The organism is Rhodanobacter hydrolyticus (genome assembly GCF_044904645.1).
The window spans coordinates 2,179,622-2,202,566 of record NZ_JADIKK010000008.1 but is presented as its reverse complement, the minus strand read 5'-3'; the positions used below and the strand labels follow the sequence as shown (position 1 = coordinate 2,202,566).

At 65.1% G+C, this 22,945-nt stretch carries 13 protein-coding genes; 3 read left to right on the top strand and 10 right to left on the bottom strand.

Features of this window, described 5'->3' with window-relative positions:
- Positions 1–143 precede the first annotated feature (143 nt).
- On the bottom strand, positions 144–1,742 hold the full coding sequence (aceB, locus tag ISP25_RS12530) for a malate synthase A (protein WP_404614302.1): 1,599 nt from the start codon (positions 1,740–1,742) through the stop codon (positions 144–146).
- Positions 1,743–1,871: 129 nt separating this feature from the next.
- Here aceB and ISP25_RS12525 point away from each other — a divergent pair, with 129 nt between their 5' ends.
- Positions 1,872–2,906, top strand: coding sequence for a LysR family transcriptional regulator (locus tag ISP25_RS12525; RefSeq protein ID WP_404614300.1), 1,035 nt, complete (start codon positions 1,872–1,874; stop codon positions 2,904–2,906).
- Between the two features lie 28 nt (positions 2,907–2,934).
- On the opposite strand, the gene ISP25_RS12520 is transcribed toward ISP25_RS12525, so the two are convergent.
- The 4 genes from ISP25_RS12520 to arfB form a co-directional block, all read right to left on the bottom strand.
- On the bottom strand, positions 2,935–4,170 hold the full coding sequence (locus ISP25_RS12520; protein ID WP_404614298.1) for an ABC transporter permease: 1,236 nt from the start codon (positions 4,168–4,170) through the stop codon (positions 2,935–2,937).
- 11 nt (positions 4,171–4,181) lie between these two features.
- Positions 4,182–5,498 (bottom strand): ABC transporter permease, encoded by a 1,317-nt coding sequence (locus ISP25_RS12515; protein ID WP_404614296.1) that lies wholly within the window; start codon positions 5,496–5,498, stop codon positions 4,182–4,184.
- Positions 5,499–5,577: 79 nt separating this feature from the next.
- A complete protein-coding gene (locus tag ISP25_RS12510) occupies positions 5,578–6,174 on the bottom strand; it encodes a 1-acyl-sn-glycerol-3-phosphate acyltransferase (RefSeq protein WP_404614294.1) in 597 nt (198 codons plus the stop codon).
- Positions 6,171–6,593: an alternative ribosome rescue aminoacyl-tRNA hydrolase ArfB gene (gene arfB / locus ISP25_RS12505; protein WP_192155833.1), complete on the bottom strand. Its 423-nt coding sequence runs from the start codon at positions 6,591–6,593 to the stop codon at positions 6,171–6,173. The genes ISP25_RS12510 and arfB overlap by 4 nt, the downstream gene beginning before the upstream one ends.
- Positions 6,594–6,706: 113 nt before the next feature.
- On the opposite strand from arfB, the gene ISP25_RS12500 reads away from it, so the two are divergent.
- Positions 6,707–7,771, top strand: coding sequence for a LacI family DNA-binding transcriptional regulator (locus ISP25_RS12500; RefSeq protein ID WP_404614292.1), 1,065 nt, complete (start codon positions 6,707–6,709; stop codon positions 7,769–7,771).
- A 77-nt stretch (positions 7,772–7,848) separates the two neighbouring features.
- On the top strand, positions 7,849–10,734 hold the full coding sequence (locus ISP25_RS12495) for a sensor domain-containing protein (RefSeq protein WP_404614290.1): 2,886 nt from the start codon (positions 7,849–7,851) through the stop codon (positions 10,732–10,734).
- Between the two features lie 515 nt (positions 10,735–11,249).
- Here the strand turns inward: ISP25_RS12495 and ISP25_RS12490 are convergent.
- The 5 genes from ISP25_RS12490 to ISP25_RS12470 all read right to left on the bottom strand — a co-directional run bounded on the left by ISP25_RS12490 (position 11,250) and on the right by ISP25_RS12470 (position 22,933).
- The gene (locus tag ISP25_RS12490; protein ID WP_404614288.1) at positions 11,250–13,436 is read right to left on the bottom strand and encodes an alpha-L-rhamnosidase-related protein; all 2,187 of its coding nucleotides are present in this window, start codon (positions 13,434–13,436) and stop codon (positions 11,250–11,252) included.
- A 238-nt stretch (positions 13,437–13,674) separates the two neighbouring features.
- Positions 13,675–15,699: a glycoside hydrolase family 13 protein gene (locus ISP25_RS12485; protein WP_404614286.1), complete on the bottom strand. Its 2,025-nt coding sequence runs from the start codon at positions 15,697–15,699 to the stop codon at positions 13,675–13,677.
- Between the two features lie 157 nt (positions 15,700–15,856).
- On the bottom strand, positions 15,857–18,220 hold the full coding sequence (locus ISP25_RS12480; RefSeq protein WP_404614284.1) for a TIM-barrel domain-containing protein: 2,364 nt from the start codon (positions 18,218–18,220) through the stop codon (positions 15,857–15,859).
- Between the two features lie 19 nt (positions 18,221–18,239).
- Entirely contained in the window at positions 18,240–19,820 is a 1,581-nt protein-coding gene (locus ISP25_RS12475) for an alpha-amylase family glycosyl hydrolase (RefSeq protein ID WP_404614283.1), read from the bottom strand.
- A 164-nt stretch (positions 19,821–19,984) separates the two neighbouring features.
- Positions 19,985–22,933 (bottom strand): TonB-dependent receptor, encoded by a 2,949-nt coding sequence (locus tag ISP25_RS12470; protein WP_404614281.1) that lies wholly within the window; start codon positions 22,931–22,933, stop codon positions 19,985–19,987.
- Between the last annotated feature and the right edge of the window lie 12 nt (positions 22,934–22,945).

The following is a 22,945-nucleotide window of genomic DNA, read 5'->3' as shown; positions in this document are numbered from 1 at the left end:
CAGGCCGCAGGGCCGAAGTCGAAGGATGCGAGGTGCTTCGATTTCGCTTGCTGTCGCAAGCTACGCTCGGCGCGAACGAAATCTCGGGCTGAGGGTTGCCGCAAATCGGGTTTCGCGAAGTGGCGTTTGCCTGCCTGGAGAGTTCAGGCGAGCTGTTCGTACGCAGGCAGGGTGAGGAAGTCGGCCAGCGTGTCGGCGTGGATCAGTTCGCGCAGCAACCGCGCGGCGGCATCCACGCGCGCCGCGCCGGGCACGTCGCTATCTCGCAGGCGATGGGCGTGCGTGGCGAGTGCATGGTCGAACAAGGCGAAGTCGATCGGTGCGTGGTCGGGGAATTCCACGCCGCCGTGGTGCAGCCACTGCCACAGCTGTGCACGGGCGATCTCGGCGGTGGCCGCATCTTCCATCAGGTGGTGGATGGGCACGCAGCCCTGGCCGTCCAGCCATGCCGCGGTGTAGCGCAGGCACACCTCGACGTTGTTGTCGAAGCCGGCGCGGGTGATGGTGCCGGTGCACGGCGCCAGCAGTTGCTCGCGGGTCACGCGCACGTCGTCGCGCTCCACGTCGCGCTGGTTCGGCTCGGGCATGTATTCGTCGAACACCGCCTGCGCCACCGGCACCAGCGCTGGGTGTGCCACCCAGGTGCCGTCGTGGCCGGCCTTCACTTCGCGCAGCTTGTCGGCGCGTACCTTGGCCAGTGCTGCCTCGTTGGCGGCCGCGTCGCCCTTGATGGGTATCTGTGCCGCCATGCCGCCCATCGCGAACGCGCCGCGCTGGTGGCAGGTCTGGATCAGCAGCTCCGAATACGCCTTGAGGAAGGGCACCGTCATCAGCACCTGGCCGCGTTCGGGCAGCAGGCGGTCACGGTGGCCGCGCAGGGTCTTCAGGTAGGAGAAGATGTAGTCCCAGCGCCCGCAGTTGAGGCCCACGGCGCGCGGCTGCAGCGCGTGCAGGATCTCGTGCATCTGGAAAGCGGCCGGCAGAGTCTCGATCAACACGGTGACCTTCATGCTGCCGGGCGGGAGATCCAGCTCGGTTTCCGCGTGCGTCATCACGGCATCCCACAGCGCGGCCTCCTCCATGCATTCCAGCTTGGGCAGGTAGAAGTACGGTCCGAGGTCGCGGCGGTGCAGGGCGCGTGCGTTGTGGAAGGCATACAGGCCGAAGTCCACCAGCGCGCCGGCCATGGCTTCACCGTCCACGGTGATGTGGCGTTCGGGCAAGTGCCAGCCGCGCGGGCGCACCACCAGCACGGCGGGATTGTCGGCAACACAGTAGTGCTTGCCCTCGGGCGAGGTGTAGTCGAGCTTGCCGGCCACCGCATCGCGCAGGTTGATCTGGCCGTCGAGCTGGTTGGCGAAGCTGGGCGCGGAGGAATCCTCGAAGTCCGCCATGAACACCTTTGCGCCCGAGTTCAGCGCGTTGATGATCATCTTGCGTTCCACCGGTCCGGTGATCTCCACGCGGCGGTCGCGCAGCGCGGGCGGGATCGGTCCTACCGTCCATTCCGATTCGCGGATCGCGGCGGTGTCGGTGCGGAAGTCCGGCAGCTCCCCGGCGTCATAACGGGCCTGACGCTCGCGGCGGGCGGCCAGCAGTTCGCGGCGGCGGGCGTCGAAGTGGCGGTGCAGATCGGCGAGGAAGGCCAGCCCCTGTGGGCTGAGGATCGCCTGCTGCGCAGGGCTGGGCTGGGCGTGCAGTTGCACGGCTTCGGTGGCTAGGCGTTCGCGGGGCAAGGCCATGATCGGCTCCGGTCGTTGGACGACTCGAAGCTAGGCCATCGATTTATAGTTTGACAAAGCAAATGTTTCAATTTTTGATATTGTAAATATCAATACAGATTGCAAGTCATTGACATGAAAGAGCGAAAAATGCCGATCAAAGCGGCGAAATCGCCAGAAAAACCGACCCGCGGCGCAGCAAAAAGGCGTACGCCTGCGCATGGTTCGGCGGCCGAGAGCGCCCGTTTCTACTACAAGGGCAACCGCCACAAGCAACTGCGCGCCTTCGTGGCCACGGTGAAACTGGGCACGCTGAGCCGTGCCGCCGAGGCGTTGTATCTGTCCCAGCCGTCGGTGAGCCTGCAGCTGCAGGCGCTGGAGCGCGAGCTGGGTGCGACCCTGCTGGAACGCCGCCGCCGCCGCATCAACCTCACCGATGCGGGCGAGGCGCTGTACGAGCTGGCGCGCCCGTTGGTGGAGGGCTGGGAGAATCTCGACCGCGACTTCCAGGCCAGGGTGCAAGGTCACACCGCCGGCAAGCTCACCATTGCCGCCGGCACGTCCACCATCCAGTACCTGCTGCCGGAGCTGGTGCGCCGTTACCGGGAGCGCTATCCCGCCGTACATCTGCAGCTCGCCAATGTCACGGGCAAGGACGGCATGGCGATGCTGCGCGAGGACAAGGCCGATTTCGCCGTGGGCTCCATGCTGGACGTGCCGCACGACATCGCGTGGGCGCCCGTGCGCCAGTACGACCCCATGCTGATCCTGCCGCCCGGCCACCCGCTGGCGGAAAAGGCGGAAGTGGCGCTGGCGGATCTCTCGCCTTACGGCCTGATCCTGCCGCCGCAGCGGTTGTCCACCTATCGCCTGGTGGACCTGGTGTTCCAGCAGAACCAGGTGCCCTACCAGGTGGCCATCGAAGTGGGCGGCTGGGACGTCATCAAGGAATACGTGGCGATGGGCCTCGGCATCTCTGTCGTCACCGGCATTTGCATCACCGACGCTGATCGCGAACGCCTGGTCGTGCGCAACATGCAGCGCTGGTTCCCGCAGCGCAGTTACGGCGTGGTGATGCGCAAGGGCAAGCTCCTCAGCGCCGAGGCGCGCGCTTTCATCGACCTGATCCGCCCGGGGCTGCTGACGCATCGGGACTACGACGAGTCGGGGCATTCGGGTCGATAGATGCTTTACACGTCGCGATGCTTGGCCATCAGAGCGAACGTGTAGCCGCGACTGGTGGTACGCGGGAAGCGCGCAGCGCTGGTACCAGCACTGCTGCCTGACCAAGCGCAACCACGACAATCGCGCCTGATGCCACGTAGATCACAGGCAGATGCCCCATTTCGTAATGCGTCATCAGCCATGCGTTGAGGCCAAAAGCCAAAGCCGTGCCGCCCGTTACGCCGCCTACGACAATCAGGAAATTTTCGATCTGGAAATAGCGCAGGATATCGATCCTGCGCGCCCCAAGCGCCCGCCTCACCCCGATCTGACGATGACGCTGCACTACCCAGAAACTGCTCAGGCCGACAATGCCAGCAGCAGTAGCGCTGAGCAGGATGATGCAGATTGCGCTCATCAGCAGCGCCATGCCGCGATCCGGAAAATAGGCGGCGGCGCGTATCTCGGCAAACGAATGGATGCCGGCATAGGGTTCGGGCATGAGGCGCATCGGATTGAGTGCAAACAGGGCATCGTGGATTTCGCGCATCGCCTCTGCGGTGCGACCAGGGCGTGCCCGCACTACATAGCTTGCCCATGAATCGTCTGCACGCAACGGTTCAAGAACCGAGTTGAAGGACCAGTCGCTATCCCCCCTTTTCGGTGTCTGCAATCGCTCGACGATGCCCACGATTCTGGCTGGCTTGCCATCCTGGTACACCGTCTGACCGAGTGCATTGCCGTTGGGAAAGAGCTGGTCGGCGACGGGTTTGCTCACGATGACGACAGGTGAGCCCGGAACGCCATGTCCGTGTCGGATCTCGCTGGCGTAAAAATCGCGTCCGGCAGTCAGGCGCAGGCCAAAAACAGGCCGCATGTGCTCGTCGCCGTAGTAATAGGCTGCGCGCACAAACTTGCCTTTGCGACTCGCGCCTAGAGAAACGTCCCCGGCCTCATAGCCGCTCAGTATGGGGTTGCTTGTTGACGCAGCAGCATCCTTCACATCCGGGAGATTCCTCAACGTTTCGAGATCCGCGCGCTGCAGGGCATCGAATTTCTTGATGTCGGCAGCATCGTCGCTGCCTGGTGATGCTGGCCATTGCTGCAAAACGCGGATCAAACCATCTTCCTCGATGCCAGTCGGGCGGCTCATTCGCTCGATGCTGTGCCCGATGATGGAGAGCGCATTAGCAACGATTGCCAGCGTCAGTGCAATTTGCAGCACGATCAGAAGCACGGCGCTCTTGTGCTTCTTCAATGCCGCAAGGATGGGATGAATGCTCACGACGCCCCTTACTAGCCCTTGAGCTGCAATGCAGGAGGCACACGTGATGCGCGATGTGCGGGATATGCACCTGCGAGCAAAGTGGCGATCAAGGCAAGCAGCAGGGCGAACAAAAGCAGGCCTGGGTCGACTCTCGCCAGTACAGCGAGGTGCGCCGGCATGACCAGGCCGACGCTGAGCACTCCCGCGGTGGTTAGCAGTAACCCAAGGATGCCGCCACCCATCCCGATCAGGCCTGCTTCAACAAGGAATTGTGTGTAAACGGCTGCACGCGACGCTCCCAAAGCGCGTCGTATGGCAATCTCTCCGCGGCGGCGGAGAAATTTGGCCAGCAACAACCCGGTCGTGTTCACCAGGCATGCGATCAGCAGGCCCTGTGCCACCAGCAACGACACTCGGGTCGTATCGGGTATGACATGCTCGTGGTCGAGAAACGCCGGCACGTCGCGTAGGCAGTTGTTGGGTGCCCAGTTGAAGCGACCAACTTTTTGCTGCTCGCTTGCGTAGGCATCGAGGTATTCGCGATACGAGCGCACAGCCGCTGCATCGTCCAGCTCCACCATGAAGGAAATCCAAGTGCAGTCCGAGCGCAGCAGCGCCGCGAAATCCGTACCGGGATCATCCGCATCCTTCTTGCAATTGGCTTCCGCGTCGCCGATAGCATGGTTATCGACTACGTACTGAAGCGGCAGGAAGACATCCGGCGCCTCGACCCGGTACTGGAGATCCGCAAAGAAATCCGGCTGGGGGTTCCAGTATGAAATGATGCCCGCGATGCGATAGTCGCGCCCGCCGATTTCAACAGTCTTGCCTACGTTGTTGCCACCGCCAAATATCGATTGGTTCAGGTGGTCACTGATGATCGCCACGGGTACTCGGCGCGCGTCGTCTTCGGCACTCCAACTGCTGCCATAGTGGAAAGGCACATCCAGCATGGGAAAGAACTCGTTGGAGACCGCATAACCCCGAACCGGGATCGGGCTGGTGTCTCCGTTGACACGGTTTGGCATGACCGACGACAGCATCGAATAGATTGCCGATTGCCGGATGGCCCGGTGCTGGCGCATCAGTGCCATTGCATCGATGTAGTCCAGGCCACTGGGAGGCTCGCCACCCGGTTCACGGTACCCCGGTCCCCATAGGTCGATTTGCGGCACGAAAAGTCGTGATGACTTCCAAGGAATGGGGTCGGCAGACAGACCGCGAAATACCGAGTACATCGTCATCGACGACGCCACGCCGAAGCCAATCACCAGGATCATCAGCGCAGTCAGCCCTGGACTGCGCTTCATGCTGCGCAAGGCCAATTCAAGGTAATAGCCAAACATCCGCTTGCTTGTCCCCTAGCCTGATGCTCAATCGAAGCCGCGTCGATCTTGGCGGTTGTTAGGCGTAATCGCCCGGCAGCTACACCCCGTGATGCTTCCCCTGGAACGGCGCATAGAACGCACGCAGCCGCTCGATGTCGGCAGCCATGTCGTCGGTGGTGTCGAACAGCGGGCCGAGTCGGATGGTCTTGTCGGGATAGTTGAAGGCGACCGGGAACACCGGCACGCTGGCGCCGTGGGCCATGCGCCAGAAGCCGGTTTTCCAACGCGGCATGTGGCGGCGCGTGCCTTCGGGGGCGATGCCCAGCCACAGTGTCTGTTGCTGGCCGAAGCGTTCGACCATCTGCTCGACCATGCCCGCGGCGGCGCCGCGGTCGATGGGGATGCCGCCGAGCTTGACGAGCAGCGCGCCCAGCGGGCCGCGGAACAGCTCGCGCTTGGCCATGAAGTGCACGTCGGCGCCGATGGCGGCCTTGGTCAGCAGGCCCCAGATGCCGTCCCACCATGACGAATGGGGCGCGGCGATCAGCACCAGCCTGGGCACGTCGGGGAAGGTGCCGACCAGGCTCCAGCCACACAGGCGCAGCACGCCCCGGCACAGCCCGCGGCGCCAGCTGTCGTGCAGGCGTGGCATGTGCGGCGGCAGTTGCGATGGCGTGAAGACCGTTCCGTTCACTCGTGCCCCGGCTTCTTCGCGCGCAGTTGCTTCAGCTTGCCGCGCTGCTGCTTGCCGGCGAGGCGGCGTTCCTTCGAGGCGCGCGTGGGCTTGGTGGCAACGCGCTTCTTCGGCACCACCTGCGCGACGCGGATGATTTCGACCAGCCGTTCGCGTGCGTCCTCGCGGTTGCGGGCCTGGTCGCGGAAGCGGCGCGCCTGGATCACCAGCACGCCGTCGTCGGTGAGGCGGCGGTCGCTGCGGGCCAGCAGGCGCTCACGCAGCGGTTCGGGTAGCGTGGGCGAGCGCGCCACGTCGAAGCGCAGTTCCACTGCGCTCTCGGTGCGGTTCACGTGCTGGCCACCGGGGCCGTCGGCGCGCAGGAAGCGCTCGACCAGTTCGGATTCGGGCAGGGCAAGGGTGCGGCTGATGGTCAGCATGCGGGGAGTTTAGGGGATGGCACGCGGCGCCGGAATGCGGCGCCCGTACCATCGCCATGGCCGAATCCATCGCCTGCTACGATGGCGGGACGCCACGCAGCCCTGGGTCGCGGATGAAGGGAAAGGCCACATCGTTCGATATCGCACACCTCGCCGGGGTCTCGCAGTCCACGGTGTCGCGGGCGCTGCGCGGCAGTCCGCTGGTCAGCGAGGAAACGCGCCGGCGCATCCAGTCGGCAGCCGACACGCTCAACTACAAGGTGGACAAGAACGCTTCCAACCTGCGTCGCCAGCACACCGGCACGCTGGCGTTGCTGCTGTTCGAGGATCCCACCGCGGACGACTCGCACATCAACCCGTTCTTCCTGTCGATGCTGGGTTCGATCACCCGCGCCAGCGCGCAGCGGGGTTACGACCTGCTGATCTCGTTCCAGCAGTTCTCGCGCGACTGGCACGCGGACTTCACCGGCAGCCAGAAGGCCGACGGTCTGATCCTGCTCGGCTATGGCGACTACCAGTCGCACCGCGACAAGCTGGAGAAGCTGGTGGCGCAGGGCACGCGCTTCGTGCGCTGGGGAGCGGTGCTGCCCGGGCAGCCGGGCGTCTCCATCGGTTGCGACAACTTCGCAGGCGGCCGGCTCGCCACCCAGCACCTGATCGAACAGGGTTGCCGCCGGATCGCCTTCCTCGGCGACGCCACGCCGCACTATCCTGAGTTCCACGAGCGTTACCGCGGCTATGCGGCGGCGTTGCGCGAGGCAGGCCTGCGGGTGGACGAGGTGTTGCAGGCCGATGCCGAGACTACCGAACGCGCCGGCTACGAGGCCGCCGAGTTGCTGCTTGAGCGCGGCGCGGAATTCGACGCGGTGTTCGGTGCCAGCGACCTGATCGCCATTGGTGCCCTGCGCGCGCTGTCGGAACGCGGCCTTTCGGTGCCGGGCGACGTGGCGTTGGCCGGTTTCGACGACATCCCCATGGCCAGCTTCATCAACCCTTCGCTCACCACGGTACGCCAGGACACCGGCAAGGCCGGCGAAGTGCTGGTGGAACAGCTGGTGCGGCAGATCGGCGGCGAAGGCGCCGAAAGCGCGATGTTGCCGGCGCAGTTGAAGGTACGCCGATCCAGCCTGCGGCCCGAGCCGGAGCCAGCGTTTCGCAAGATGCTACGGAACCAATGAGTGCCCTCCACATTGTAGTGACCTGGGCACTGGCATAACCTGCTCAAGGAAGCACTGCACAGGAGGCAATGCGATCCATGGGGAGCTGCCGGTACGAACTCGCATCCAGCCACGCCTTCGAGCGCATCGCCGAGGCGTACGTGGCGCTGGATGTGGAGTGGCGCTACACCTACGTCAACGCCGCCGCCGCCGCCTTTCTCGGCCGTAGCGCCGAGGAGCTGCTCGGCAAGTGCGCCTGGACGGAATTCCCGGAAGAAACCGTCAGGCCGTTCCGCGCGGCCTACGAACAGGCCATGGCCGAGCAGCGACCGTGCATGGTCGAGGCGTGGTTCGCACCGCTCGGGCGCTGGTTCGCCAGCTGGGCCTATCCCGCGCCCGACGGGATCACGGTGCTGTTCCAGGACATCGACGCACGCAAGCGCGAGGAGTTGCGGCTGCAAACGCAGCAGCAGCTGATGGAGCAGGCGCAGCAACTGATGCACGTGGGCAACTGGAGCTGGGACGTCGCCGCCAATCACGTCGCCTGGTCGGACGAGCTGTATCGCATCTATGGTGTGGATCCCGCGCAGCATGCGGCCAACGTGGAGGCTTATCTGGCGCTGGTGCATGCGGACGACCGGGAGCGGGTGCTCGGCATCATCCAGCGGGCGTTGCACGATGGCGCCGCGTTCGAGTTTGAGGAACGCATCGTGCGACCGGACGGCGGCGAGCGCACGCTGTACAGCCGCGGCGTGGTGGAAACCGACGCGGACGGCCGTGTCACTCGCCTGCTGGGCGTCTGCCAGGACATCACCGCGCGCAAGCGCGAGGAACGCATGTCCGCGGGCTTGCACCAGATCCTGCTCGACATCGCTGCGCACAAGCCTTTGGCGGCGAGCCTGGAACGCATCGCGTGCCAGCACGAGGTGATGAACCCGGGTTCGCTGTGTTCGCTGTTGGTGCTCGATGGCCAGCGCCTGTTGCACGGTGCCGCACCCAGCTTGCCGGACGATTACTCCAAGGCCATCCACGGCCTGGTGATCGGCGAAGGCCGCGGCTCCTGCGGGACGGTGGCATGGAGCGGCAAGCGCGTGGTGGTGGAGGACATCGCCACGCATCCGTACTGGGAGGATTACCGCGAATTGGCGATGTCGTACGGCTTGCGCGCCTGCTGGTCGACCGCCGTGCCAGGCAGCCACGGCGAGGTGCTGGGCACGTTCGCGGTGTATTACCGCGAACCGCGCGCGCCGCAGCCGGACGAGCTGGCCAGCATCGACCGCCTGATTCCACTTGCCGGCATCGCCATCGAAAGTGCCCGGTTGCTGGGTCGTCTGCGCGAACGCGATCGCTTCTTCGAGATGTCGCAGGAAATCTTTTGCATTCTCGATCCGCGCAGCGAACGCCTCGTGCAGTTCAACCCCTGCCTGCAGCGCCTCACCGGTTACGGCGAGGACGAACTGAAGACTCTCGGTTACCGGCAGTTCCTGCAGCCGCTTCAGGGCGGCGATGCATCGGAGGCGATTCCAACCACGGTGGAGCCGGGTCAGACGCGCGAGTTCGTGAACCGCTGCGTGGCGAAAGACGGCAGCGAGCACCTGCTGGAATGGACGTCATTCGCCACGTCGGATGGCTTGCTCTACGCCGTGGCGCGCGACATCACCGAACGCCACCGGGTCGAGCAGAAGCTGATTCATGCCGCCAGCCACGACTCCATCTCCGGCCTGCCGCGCCGCGCCATGCTGGACGAAGCGATGGCGCGCATGCTGGACAGCCCATGGAGCGAGGCATGGGTGGTGGTGGTTGGCCTGGACCGCTTCCAGGTGGTCAACGAGTCGGTTGGCCATGTGATCGGCGACGACGTGCTGCGTCGAGTAGCAGACCGTCTGCGCGCGGCGGTCGACGCACAGTGGCTGGTCACGCGCATTGCCGGCGACAAGTTCGCGATGGCGGTGGACGGCATGAACCACGAGGAAGTGCTGGCGCTGGCCGAGCGCTTGCGCGCGGAAGTGGCGCGGCCCATCGAGGGCCAGGACTACCGTCTGCTGTTGACCGCCAGCGCCGGCATCAGCCATGCGCCCGTGCATGGCAACACGCCGGCGGCGCTGCTGCGCGGTGCGGAGGCGGCCATGGTGCAGGCCAAGCGCGACGGCCGCGATCGCATCGGCGAATTCAGCGTGGCGCAGAAGCGCGCGCTGGACGAGCGAGTGATGCTGGGAGGCCGCCTGCGCGATGCATTGCGCCATGACGAATTGGTGCTCTATTTCCAGCCGCAGTACCGCGCGCTCGACCATGAACTGACCGGCTTCGAAGGGTTGCTGCGATGGAACTGCGGCGAACTGGGGCAGGTTTCGCCGGCGCGCTTCATCCCGGTGGCCGAGGCGCTGGGCATGATGCCTGAGATCGGCTGCTGGGTATTTGCGCAGGCCGCGCGCCAGATGCGCGAATGGCTGGACCGCGGGCATCGCGGCTTCACCATCGCGGTGAACGTTTCCGCGCAGCAGGTACAGCATCCGCACCTGGTCGAGCAGGTGGCCGAAGTGCTGCAGCGCTACAACGTGCCGGCGGCGATGCTGGACATCGAGATGACCGAGAGCGCGCTGATGGAGAACGTGGCGCGCATCCGCACGACGCTGGCGGGCCTCAAGTCGCTGGGCGTGCAGCTGTCGCTGGACGACTTCGGCACTGGCTATTCCAGTCTCGCTTACCTCAAGCAGTTCCCGATCGACAAGTTGAAGATCGACCAGAGCTTCGTGCGTGATCTGCCTGCCGACGAAGACGACTGCGCCATCGTGCAGACCATCATCGAGCTGGGCCACCAGCTGGGCATGCTGGTCTCGGCCGAAGGCGTGGAAACGCAGGCGCAAGCCGCATTCCTCGCCGGCCTGGGTTGCGATGAACTGCAGGGCTACGCCCTCGGCATGCCGCTACCCGTGATGGATGCCGAGCGCTACTTCGTCGGTGTGCGGGATTCGTTTCTCGTCTGAATCCCAGCCTGGGAACTTGTTCAAAACCCCGTGTCTTGTGTCGGGCACGGCTTCACGCCGAGGCCGCGCATTTCTCCACGGACGTCTTGCGCTTCGTATCCATCCGACCACTGCCAGGATGACGAATGCCCTCGGTTTCCAGATAGACCGTGCCGCGGTCGTGCCGTCCATCGCCTGGGTGGAAATGGTTTCGATGTCCGCGGCACAGCTTGCCTGCAGTTTCGGCGGATTGAATCCGACCGCTTCTCTTGGCAGTTCTTTCTTTTCACTCAGGGCATCCTGCCCTCCACCCTTCAGGCCAGCTTCGCCGTTCGCCGCGCGCCTGGGTGGCGTAGGCCAGCAAAAAAGAACTTGGTCGCCGGCAGGCGTCTGAAACCGCGTTGCCCCCTCGCGGCAACACAGAACATCCCGGCCACAAATTCGAAAGGGCGAACTGCAGATAAGGAACAGACTCTCGAAACCCGTTCAATACCTGCCGGAATGGCGACGCGAGGCCGGCACATCCAGGCGGCACATCATGGAGCGCTATCCGTAGGCAGCGGCACAACGCGCAACGCGCCGACATGGGCGTCGTTCAACGGTCCTTCGCTGCCACCAACACCACCGGTGTAGTGCGCATTGTGCGCGAGGTCGCTCATGTTGAAGCCGTCGGCCAGCGTGAAGCTGCAATGCGCACCGGCATTCGCGCTGAACCGCGCGGTGGTGGAAAGCTCTTCGCCCACGCTGTGCGGCATCACTATCGGCACGCGCTGCTTGGGGCTGCCGTCGCAGCTGATGGCGAGCATCCTCACTGCGGCGGTGATGCCGGTGCTGATCGGTCCGTGGTCGTTGCGGTAGCTCAGGGCCACCTGATAGCTGCCGGTGCCGGGTGCGACCCACGCGCGCGGCCAAGCGCCATCAACGCTGGCGAACGGACCTTCGCACTGCGCCGGGCTGTGCAGCGATTCCAGGCCGCCGGCGCCGGTTTGCGTAAGGCTGAAGCATTGCAGCACGTTCGCCACCGGAACCGAGAGCTTGCCCTCGATGGCGCCAACGGGCTTGCCGTTGAGGTAGAGCACGCCAGGTGCCGTGCTGCGCACCAACCAGTCGGCGCCGTCGCGCGTCACCTGCGGTGCGGCGGGCGCCGACGGCGCGAACGGCGGCACCGTGCCGCGCACGCCCAGCACGGGGACCTTGATCGCCATCAGTTGCACCACGCTTTCGTTGCCGCGTTGGGCGGTGTCACCGGCCACCAGCAGGTTGCCGTCCAGTTTCTTCGGGAGTTTCAGGGTGATGCGCTTGCCGGGCAGTTGCAGGCTGATCGTATCCTTTTGGCCGAACAGCATCGGCACCAACGACACGGGCAGCTTGGGCTCGATGCGGCCGTCGTTTTCGAGGCCGAACACGCCTTCGTCCACCACCGCAAGGTAAGCGGCCACCGACCACAGCTGGCGCGGCGAATCCACCACCGGGCCGCTGAGCTTGCCGTCGTCGACGTGCGGGGCTTCGGTGGTCAGCTCGTAGTTCTCCATGTTGGAGCCGGCCAGCGCCGCGCCGCGCATGACCGAGGCGATCTCGAATGCGATGTGTTCCGGGTCGTTGAGCTTGCGCGCAGCGCGCAGCGCATAGGCACTCACGAACGGCCAGATTGCTCGGTTGTGGTAGATCGGCTGGTCGGTGCGCTCGGGCCAGATCACCGGGCTGCCGGCAGGCCACGCCGGGTAGTTCGCCATCGTTTGCCGCGCGCGGTCGCCGTCGGCCACACCGCTGTCGATGGCCAGTGCGATGCCAAGCAGGTCGTAGGTGTCGAAGGGCGCGCCGTCGCCGCCGATGTAGCTCATGTACATGCCGCGGTCGTCGCGCCAGAAGTGCGCGTTGATCGCGGCCTTCAGCGCGTCGGCCTGCGCCTGGTAGTCGGTCGCGCGCGGATCGTGGCGCTCGCTCGCGAGGCGCGCGGCGAGCAGCAACGCCTGGTAATGCAGCACGTTGGTGGACAGCGAGAACGATTGGGCGATGAACACCACGTTGTCCTGCGTCCACGCGGGATAGGTCTGCTCGCGCCAATCGAGGAAGGAGGTCTCGCCGCGGTACAGACCCATGTTGGCGTCGAATACGTACTGGCGATCCTGCTCCAGGGTGTTGGTGAGCGCCTGCCAGGTGTCGCTGGCGAACGCATTGTCGTCGAGCAGGTGGCGTGCGGCGAGGAACCACGCCACGCGATCCGTGCTCACCGGCCAGCTCCCGCCCGAGCCGGTGTCCTGCATCACGTATGGGCCTTTCGGCGCGTCGGTCGCGCGGGTATCGGAGAGCTTGAAGCGCAGGCCGTTGCGCGAGCGGGCGTCGTCGTAGCGCCACAAGCCGAGATCCACCGAATACGAGAGGTCGCGCGTCCACACGTAAGGCCATTTGTCGCCGGTGGCGAAGCAATCGCAGGGAATCGGCTGGTCGTGGTCGTAGGCGCCGTCGCGGATGGCGCTGACGGAATCCTGCCGCAGGTCGTCCTGCGCCATCGCGTAAAGGCCGTCGAACAATGGACTGGCGGTTTGTACCGCGTACGGTGGTGCGGGAATCAGGCGCTTGTCGTGCGCGGAGTGCAGCAGGAAGCCGCCGCCAGCCTGCACCTCGATGCTGGCCGTCTGGCCGCGCCATTGCAGGCTGTCGTGCCACATCGGGCCGTGAGCGCCGGCGGTCAAGGCCATCATCATGCTGCTGAAAATGCTCATGCCGAAATATCCGTGAACTGTGGGGCGTCGCCGGCTCGTTGCCGAACTGCTGATCTGTCGTGAAACGCGGATCCGCCCGCCGTCGTTGTCATCTCGCCCTCCAACCGGCTGGCCGGCAGCCCTCGCCGTCGCGGTGTGCGCAACCGGCAGCCAGTCTACGCGCATGTGGACTCCGAGAGGTCCTGCTGTTCGGCGCGAACGGTGTCCCTTCCGCCGAGAGGCGGAAGGGACACCAGTTTCACTGCGCGAGAATCGCGCCGTAATGCCCTTCCACACTCACCGTGACATTGCCGTTGCTGACCGTGTACTTGGTTCCGGTGATCAGGTCGGTGACCTGGCTGCCGTTGGTCATGCTCTCCTCGTACACCGGTACGGTCACTGTTTCGGTGTTGCTGGTGCCGTTGAGCACCACCGCGAGGCGGTTGCTCTTGTCGAAACGGGCGAACGCGTAGATGTCGTTGGTATCGTCGGTGACCAGCGTCATGAAGGAGCCGGTGCGCAGCGCTGGATATTCGTTGCGGATGCGGATCAGTTGCTGGGTAAGCGCGACTGCAGCGTTGCTCGTGGTGGCCTGGGTCCAGTCGAAAGTGCGGCGGTTGTCCGGATCGGCGCCGCCTTGCATGCCGTATTCGTCGCCGTAGTAGATGGTGGGCGTGCCCACGTAGGTCATCTGGAAGATCAGGCCCAGGTAGGTTTTCCAGATGTCGGCACCGCAGCGGGTGGCGAAGCGCTCGGTGTCGTGGCTGCCCAGGAAGTTGGTCATGGTCTGTTGCACGTCGATCGGCAGGTCGGCGCGCGTGCCGAGCAGCCAGCTGTCGAGCTGGCTGGGAGTCAGTGAAGCGCTGTTGCCGCTTTCGTCCACGCCGCAGATCCATTCCGACGCCGGCTGGGTGAAGCCGTTGTAGTTCATCGCGCTGTCCCACTCGGCGCCGTCGTCCAGCCAGGACGAGGCGTCGCCCCAGTACTCACCGACGATCTCGGCATTCGAGTTCACCGACTTCACGGCGGTGCGCAGCTCCTGCATGATCTGGTGGTTGGTGGTGTCGCTGCCGTTGTTGCCGCCGGCGTCGAGGTATTGCGCCGCGTCCAGCCGCCAGCCGTCGATGCCATAGGGCTGTGCCAGATAAGTCTGCACCACCGAACCGGCGTTGCCGTAGATCTGGTTGCGCGTGGCCGAGCCGCTGGCGCCGTAGTCCAGCTTGGGCATGCTGGTAATGCCGAAGAACGTGGAATAGCTGCTGGGCCAGGTCTGGAAGGTGTAGTAGCTGTAGTACGGGCTGGACTGCGACTGGTATGCGCCCGGCTGCGAGCAGGTGAGCGAATCGTAGGTCTGCGCGCCGAACCAGCAGTTGCTGTCGCCGCTGTGGTTGAACACGCCGTCCAGGATGACGTAGCCGGCGGGCCCGTTGCTGGCGCTGTGGATGTCGCCGATCAGCTGCTGCAGCGTGGTGTTGCTGCCGAAGGCGGGGTCGACGGTGTAGTAGTTCTGCGTGTCGTACTTGTGGTTGGTCGGGGAGGAGAAGATCGGGTTCAGGTAGACGATGTCCGCGCCCAGCGTGCCCTTGATGTAGCTCAGCTTCTGGTCGACGCCGGCGAGGTCGCCGCCGAAGAACACCGCACTGTTGCAGCCGCTGACGTTGGAGGTCACGGCTGTGCCCCAGGCGTGCTGCTCGGTGGCGCAGCCGGCGTAGGTGTACTCGCCGTTGGTGACGTCGTTGCTGGTGTCGCCGTTGTAGAAGCGGTCGGGGAAAACCTGGTAGATCACACCGTTCTTCATCCAGGCCGGCGTCTTGAAACCGGGGATGATGAAGAAGTCGCCGGAGGAGGGCTCGCTGCTGGTGATGCCGGCCGCGTTGTACCAGGCGGTGGCGGTGCCGTCGTTGATCTGGAAGCGGTAGTACTTCTCTGACGAGCTGGCGGGGATGGTGCCCTGCCACAGATCGTAGGTGCCGGTGGCGTCGTTGGCCACCCATTGCATCGCCACCCAGTGGTACTGGCCGTCGGCACTGTCGTAGTACTTGATGTTGGCGCTGGTGATGTCGCCCTTGTAAGTGCGGAACGTCAGCGTCACCGGCGTGCTTGCCGTGGGCTCGGGGGCGCTGTCGTAGACCGGGCCCTGGTCGTGGAACAGGCCGGCCCATTCGACGTTGTTGTCGTTGCTGGCGGCGCGCGCGGCCGTGCTCCACAGCGATGCGCTGGACAAGGCAAGCGCCATGCACAGGGCAAGCGGCAGCCGGTGCAGGCCATACGGTTCACGCTTCATCGGATGACTCATCGAAACCCCTCCTGGTTGGACTGGGCTGATGTCGCCGCGCTCGCCGTGCCCAGGGCCGGCATTTCCTCGCGTGGCGGCGATGGAAACCATGTCTGGCAGCAGGACTGCCACTCGCGCCGCGCCATCCGGCGCGGCGCGCCTGTCCTCAGTGCGCGGCAGCCGCCTGCAGCTTCACCGTGCGTGCGGCACTGGCATCGAGCTTGAGCACGGTGAACGCGCCGTAGCGGTCGCTGCCCGTGCTCCAGCCTTCGCCGTTGGCGGCCTCAAGCGCGGAAGCGGTGGCGTAGTGCTGCAGCGAGCCGTCGACCGTGCTGGCGGCAACGCCATGCACCCGCACGAGATAGGCGTGCAGCGCGGGGCGGTAGCTGCCTTCGGCCGCGGCGGTGCTGAAGCTCACTGTGTCGCCCATGCGCTGCGCGGCGAGACGCTGTTTGAAATACGCGCCGTCCGCGTAGGCGTAGGTCTCGCCGTCGTCGTCGTAGTAGTCGAAGTGCGTGGCTTGCGCGGCAGGGAACACGTCGACGTTCACCGTCGCCACCGCGTGTTCGCCGGTCCAGTCCATTACCGGCTGGGTGGGGATGATGGCGCCTTCGCGGACGAACAGCGGGATGTCGTCCCAGGTCTTCGCTTCCGTCGCCACGGTGATGGTCTGGCCACCTTGATAGGTCTTGCCGCTGAACCAGTCCGTCCATGTGCCGGCGGGCAGGTAGATCTGCTTGCTGGTCTGGCCCTGGGCGACCACCGGCGATACCAGCAGCCAGTCGCCGAACAGCCAGGCATCCACGTCGTTGCGCAACTTCGCATCGTTCGGCCACACGAAGTTGAGCGGCTGTACCAGACCCACGCCGTGTGCGCTTGCGCGGTGCTGGTAGGCATAGATATAAGGCAGCAAGCTATAGCGCAGGCGGATGGCCTTGGTGGCCGCGGCTTCGGCCACCGGGCCGTAGCGCCACGGCTGGCGTTTTTCATTGTCGTCGCCGTGCACGCGGAAGATCGGCACGAAGGCACCGAATTCGATCCAGCGCGCGTAGTTCTCGTCCGAGGGATGGCCGTGGAAGCCGCCGCCGTCCATGCCCCATTGCGTCACGCCCACGTCGATCGCGCTGAGCATGCGCTCGCGCTGACCGGCTATGCTGGCGAAACCGGTGGAGATGTCGCCAGACCACAGGCCGTAGGCGTAGCGCTGGGCGCCCAGCCAGAAATCGCGGTTGATCGACCACGCACGCAGTTTCGAGTACGCACGCTGGCCCTCGTAGGTGGCGCGCTGCATGTTGAGGAACTGCGTATTGCTCGGCGTGGTGTCGGCTTCGTCGTTCCAGAAGCCCACGATGCCGGTATCGAAGCTGTGCTTGAGGTAATCGTTGAACCACCATGCGCGGGATTCGGGTTTGTCGAAGTCGATGTCCTTCACCGGCAGGTGCGAGAAGTAGTCGGGGCTGGCCTTCTCGCCGGGCAGCCACAGGCCGTGCGCGGTGGCGTAGCGGCCTTCCACCGTATCCACGTGCACGCGCGGTTTCATGATGCCGGTCATGTGCACGCCCAGTGCGTCCATGTCGGCCTTCAGCTTGCCGGTGGGGCCGTCCGGGAATTTCACCGGGTTCCAGCTGAACTCGCCCCAGTCCTTGCCCCAGTTTTTCCAGTCGAAGTCGAAGGTGAAGGCATCGAGCGGGATGTGCTTGCCGCGATAGGTATCGACGATGCCGCGGAATTCCTTTTCGTCGATGCCCCATTGGCTGTTGATGAAGCCGTTGGCCCACTTCGGGAACAGCTGCGCGTGGCCGCTGAGGTCGGCGAGCTCGCCGAACAGCTCGGTGGGCGAGCCGGCGAGGATGTAGTAGTCGGCGTCGGGGCGCGCGGTCTTGTCGATCGCGATGCGGCCGTGTGCGAGATTGAAGTCCGCGCCGTCGCAATCCACCAGCACGCCGTAGCCGGCGGTGCTCCACACGAAAGGTGCGCCGGGATGGCCTTGTTCGCCGGCCTTCGCCACCTGCTTGCCTTCGCGCAATATGCCCGCGCTGGTGTCCTTCTCGAAGGCGTCGTAGCCGCCGATGCCGTACAGCGCGTCGCCGGCGGCGTGGTCGAACACAATGCGGCCTTGCGCGAGCGCGCCGAGGTCGGCCTGTTGCAGCAGCGGATGGCCCTGGGCATCGCTCACGTCGAGCCTGCCGGCGGCGCGATGCCAGATGGCGACGAGGCGGTCGGAGCGCAGTGTCACGGTGTCGCCGTTCTGCTGTACCTGTGGCTGGAATGCCGCCGTGCCAGTCGGCTTCGGGTCCATCACCAGGTTGGCGGACGTGGCGCCGCTCTTCGGCAGGTAGTGCACATGCAGCACGCCAGGGGCGGCCAGCTGCAAGGTGACGGTGCCGTCGCCCAGCGTGAGGTTCAGGCGGTCGCTGCCGACGCTCTGCACCTGCGCGACGGCGGTGCCGGGCGCAGCGAATGCGGCAGGAACAAGGCCCAGGCCCAGCAGCACGGTAAGTGCGAGCGTGCGCCGTTTCGGTGTCGTCATCATGCTGCTCCTTTGAAAATCAATGCAGGATTGCGCTGCCGTAGGCGGGCAGTTGCAGGTGGCCGTCGGCAACGGTGGTGCCAGGCAGAGTATGTTTCAGCAAGGTGTGGAAACGTTGTGCTGGTAGGGGCACCGTTTGCGGTGTGCCGGCCAGGTTGTGCAGCACCAGGACGTCGCCCTGCGCGTCGTCCAGTTCCCACGCGGCGACATGCTCGCCGGCGTCGCGCCAGTTGTGCAGCACCCCTGTGCGCAATGCGGGGATGTCGCGGCGCCACTGGATCAGCATGCGATACCAGTTGAGCAGCGAATGGGGGTCGGCCTGCTCGGCCTCCACGGATACGGCGTTGCCGTCGCCCGCGCTCCAGCTTTCCCATGTCGTCTCGCCCGCGCCCTTGCCGCTGCGATACCAGCGCATCGGTTCGCGCAGGTGTTCGTCGGGCTTTTCGCCGCGCATGCCAAGCTCCTCGCCGTAATAGACGAAGGGATGGCCGGGCAGGGTGAGCAGCATCGCCGCGGCGGTGCGCATGTGCTCGGGGTTGTCGTCGAGCTGGCTCATCACGCGCTCCTGGTCGTGGTTCGACAGGAAAGGCGCATCGTCGAAGCGGCCGTGCGCATCGGTGCGGAAAGCGTCGTACATGCGCTCCAGCGTGGCACCGATGTCGCGATCGCGTTCCTGCTTCGCGCTGTCGACCAGGCGCGTCGCGAGCGGGAAGTTGAACACCGCGTCCAGCGAGGCCATCCATGGCGGCAGTTCGTTTTCATGGTGTCGCGCCACTTCCCCGACCAGCCACGCATGCGGGTTCGACGCATCGATGCCCTGGTGGAATTCATGCCACCACGCGAGGTTTTTCTTCAGCGCGGCCGGACTCTCCATGTCGGCCTCGCTGTCGTCATAGATATGCTGTGCAGCGTCGAGGCGGAAACCGTCCACGCCCTTGTCCAGCCAGAAGCGCCCCACCTTCACCATCTCCGCGCGCACGGCCGGGTTGTCGTAGTTGAGGTCGGGCATCTGTGCCGTGAACACGCCGAGGTAGAACTGCCCTGAACTTTTGTCCGCGCCCGGCAGTGGGTGCCACAGCGAGCCGCCGGTGGCACTGATCTGCTTGAGGTCGGTGGCGCGCGTGGCCCACTCGTACCAGTTGCGGTATGGGCTGCGCGGATCCCGCGCGGCTTTGAACCATGGCGACTGATCGCTGGTGTGGTTGATGACCAGGTCCATCACCACCTTGATGCCGCGCTTGTGCGCTTCCTGCACCAGGCGTTCGAAGTCCGCCATCGTGCCGTACTGCGGGTTGATCGCTTCGTAGTCGGTGATGTCGTAGCCGTGGTAACTGGGCGAAGGGTTGATCGGCATCAGCCAGATGCCGTCCACGCCTAGCGATTTCAGGTAATCAAGCTTGGCGGTGACGCCATCGAGGTCACCCACGCCGTCGCCGTTGGTGTCGTACCAGCTGCGCACGAAGATTTCATAGTACGTGTCCGAGGGCGCCTGTGCTGTTGTCGCAACAGCGGCTGTGGCGGCCGATGCGGGTGACGTGGGTGACGTGGACAGCAACAGCGCAACGGACAGCAGCAGCGCAAGGCGAAGGTGGGTTTTCATGGAACATCCGTCGTTTCTCGGCCGGGAATATCGCCAGCAGCGGTTTTTGACATCGCGCCGGCAATGGCCCGTAAGTGGCCGCCAGGAATGGCTGCCACAAAAAAATGCCCCGCCGGACGGGTTGGTACGCGGCGGGGCGGTCGGGGAGTGGCAATCGTCGGAACTTAGAACTTGTACGAGGCGCCCAGCGAGTAGGTGCGGCCGTAGCGTTCCCAGATCAGCACCTGGCGCGGATCGTTGTTCTGGTAGGTGGAGAAGATCTTGTTCGACAGGTTGGAGCCCGTCGCGATCAGGGTCAGGTTCTTGAAGGTGCCGCTGCTGAACGTGTAGCTCACCTGTGCGTCGTAGGTGCTGCCGCCCTTCAGCGTCTGCTCGATGCGCGAGGCGCTGATGCCCGACACCTCGCCCAGGAAGCTGGAGGTGTAGTCGTCGCTGATACGCGCCTCGAAGCCGTTGTGCTGGTAGTACAGCGTGCCGTGGGCCACCCACTTCGACAGGCCCGGCACGGTGATCGGCGTGGGATTGCTGCCGTACACCAGCGAGCTGTCGTTGTGGGTGCCGGTCAGGATGGTGCCGAAGCCGTCGAGTACCGGGGTGAGCAAGTTGAACGGCAGGTTCAAGGTGACCTCTTCGCCACGGATGAAGCCGTGGCCGTCGTTGGTCGGACCGGAAACGATGCCGTACGGCGTGCCGAGCTGGGCCTGCTGCGCCGAAGTCAGGTAGTTCGGAATGAACGCGCTGAAGTCGTACAGGTAGGCCGCGTTCGGGTCGATGTAGTCATGCAGGCTCAGGAAGTAGGCCGACACCGCGATGTAGCCGCCACCGCCACCGTTGCGGCACAGGTCCGAGTTCTTCTGGTCGGCGTCGTTGCACTGGTAGCCGCCGGTGATCGGGCCCGAGAAATAGTGCTCGTAGCTGATGTTGTAGTTGTCGGCCATGGTGGGCAGCAGCGCTGCATTGCCACCGGTGGAGCTGAAGAACGCCTGGTTCGGATTGGTGGACGCCAGGTTCGTGATGTTGCCGCTCACGCTCTGGCTGGCGTTCATCTGGTCCATGCGCGGCTGGGCCATGGTGCGGGCTGCGCTGACACGCAGGTCGTCGTTGTCGGTGAAGCCGAAGATCAGGTTGGCGCTGGGCAGGTAGCGGGTGTAGCTGGTGCCACCGGTCACCGGGATCAGCTGAGTCTGGCCGCCGGTGAGCGCACTGCCGGGCGCTACGCGCTCGCCATCCGAGGTCTGGTCGGTGTGGGCTATCTGGATGCCGAAGTTGCCGCGCAGAGCGACGGCGCCCAGTGTGGTGTCGAGGTTGAACTGCAGGTAGGGGTTGAAGTCGCGCTCATGCACACGCCAGTCCGGCGGCAGCGGCAGCGACGACATGAAGGTGGGGACTTCCACCAGGGTGCCGTTGTCGATCAGACTGAACGGGTTGTAGCACTCCTCCGAACCCATGCCCATCCACGCCAGCGGGCTGCAGGTGCTGCCGCTGAACGGTGCCGTCATGACCGCATTGCCGCTGCTCAGGGTGCCGCCGCCCAGGGTCAGGAAGTCCTGGGTGATGTTGTAGGTCTTGGTGCGGGTGGTGTCAGACAGGCCGAACTTCAGGCTGGAGAAGATGCCGCTGTCGAAGTCGCGCTCCACCGCGACGCGGAAGTTGGCCAGCCAGTCGACGGTATGCGGTGCGTTGATGAAGCCCGCCTGCACCACGTTGCTGCCCGAGCCCCAGGCCTGCGGGTCGGTCAGCACTACGCCCTGGGTGTAGTCGAGCGAGGGGACGGCGTAGAGCATGCCGTCGGGCAGCTCGGCGAAGCCGAAGTTGCCGGGCTGGCCGCGCGTGCCGGCCGCCGCATCGTAGTAGCCGGTGCCCGAATAGCTTTCCAGGTTCACGTCCTGGCGGGTGGCGCGCGAGTAGTTGGCGTCGGCGTCGATCGACCAGTCTTCGTTGATCGTGAACTTGTTGTCCCAGTTGAAGTTGTAGACGCGGGCGGTCGTGCTGTTGAAGTCGTTGCGGATCACCGGGTCGATGTTCTGGTACGTGCCGCTCTGCACGAAGCCGTTCTCGACATTGCCGGGCACCAGGGTCGGACCGGGCTTGATCGCGCCGTTGCCCCACAGGAACGGCAGCTCCATGCCCTTGGCTACCTGGGTTTCCTTGAAGTTGTCGTAGGTGAGGTCGAGCGTGCTGGTGTAGTGCTCGTTCGGCTGCCACTCGAAGGTGGCCAGCAGGCCGTTGCGCTTCATCGAGTCGGTGATGCCGTAGTTCTTCGAACCGCCGATCACCTGGTCGCCGTTGCTGTCGGCCAGGTAGCCCCACGGCGCCTGGTGCTCGATCTGCGTCGGGTTGTTCTCGAGGTCCACGCCCAGCGTCACGCCGAAGGTGTGGTCGGCGAACTGGTCCACCCACACGCCGTTGACGTTGTAGCCCTTGTTGCTCACGCCCTCGCCCTCGCCCGGAGCCAGCTGGGACATGCTGTTCCAGATGTACTTGGCGTTCACGGCCGCCTCGGGGCCGCTCTTGTCCAGCGGGCGGATGGTATGCATGTCGGTCGTACCGGCCATGCCCTGGCCGATCAGGTCGGCCTCGGGCGAGAGGTGCACCACCACGTTGTCGAACCAGCTCGACGGGTACTGGTCGAGCGCCACGTCGCGGTTGTTGTTGGTGCTGACCTGCTGGCCGCCGTTGATCAACACGTTGGAGAAGTCGGGGCCAAGGCCGTGGATGTTCAGCACCTGCGGGCGGCCGTCCACGTCCTGCGCCGCGATGCCCGGCAGGCGGCCCAGCGCGTCGGCGATGGAGGCGCCGGGCAGCTTGCCGACCTGTTCGGCCGAGACCGCCTCGACGATGGTGTCGGCGTTCTTCTTCAGCGCGGTGGAGTTCTCGATGCTGCTGACGAAGCCGTTCACCTGCACGGCCTGCATCTGCTTGGCCTTTTCCTTGTCCTTCTTGTTCTGGCCGTCGGACTGGGAATTGGCGCTGGTGCCGGTAGTGGTGCCCTGCGAAGTCGCCTGTGTGTCCTGCTGCTGCGCGGCAGGCGCGGTGGCGGCATTCGCCACGGCGCAGGCGCCGAAGCAGGCCGTCGCGATCGCCATGGCCAACAGCTTGTGTTTCATCAGCATGTTTTCGTCTCC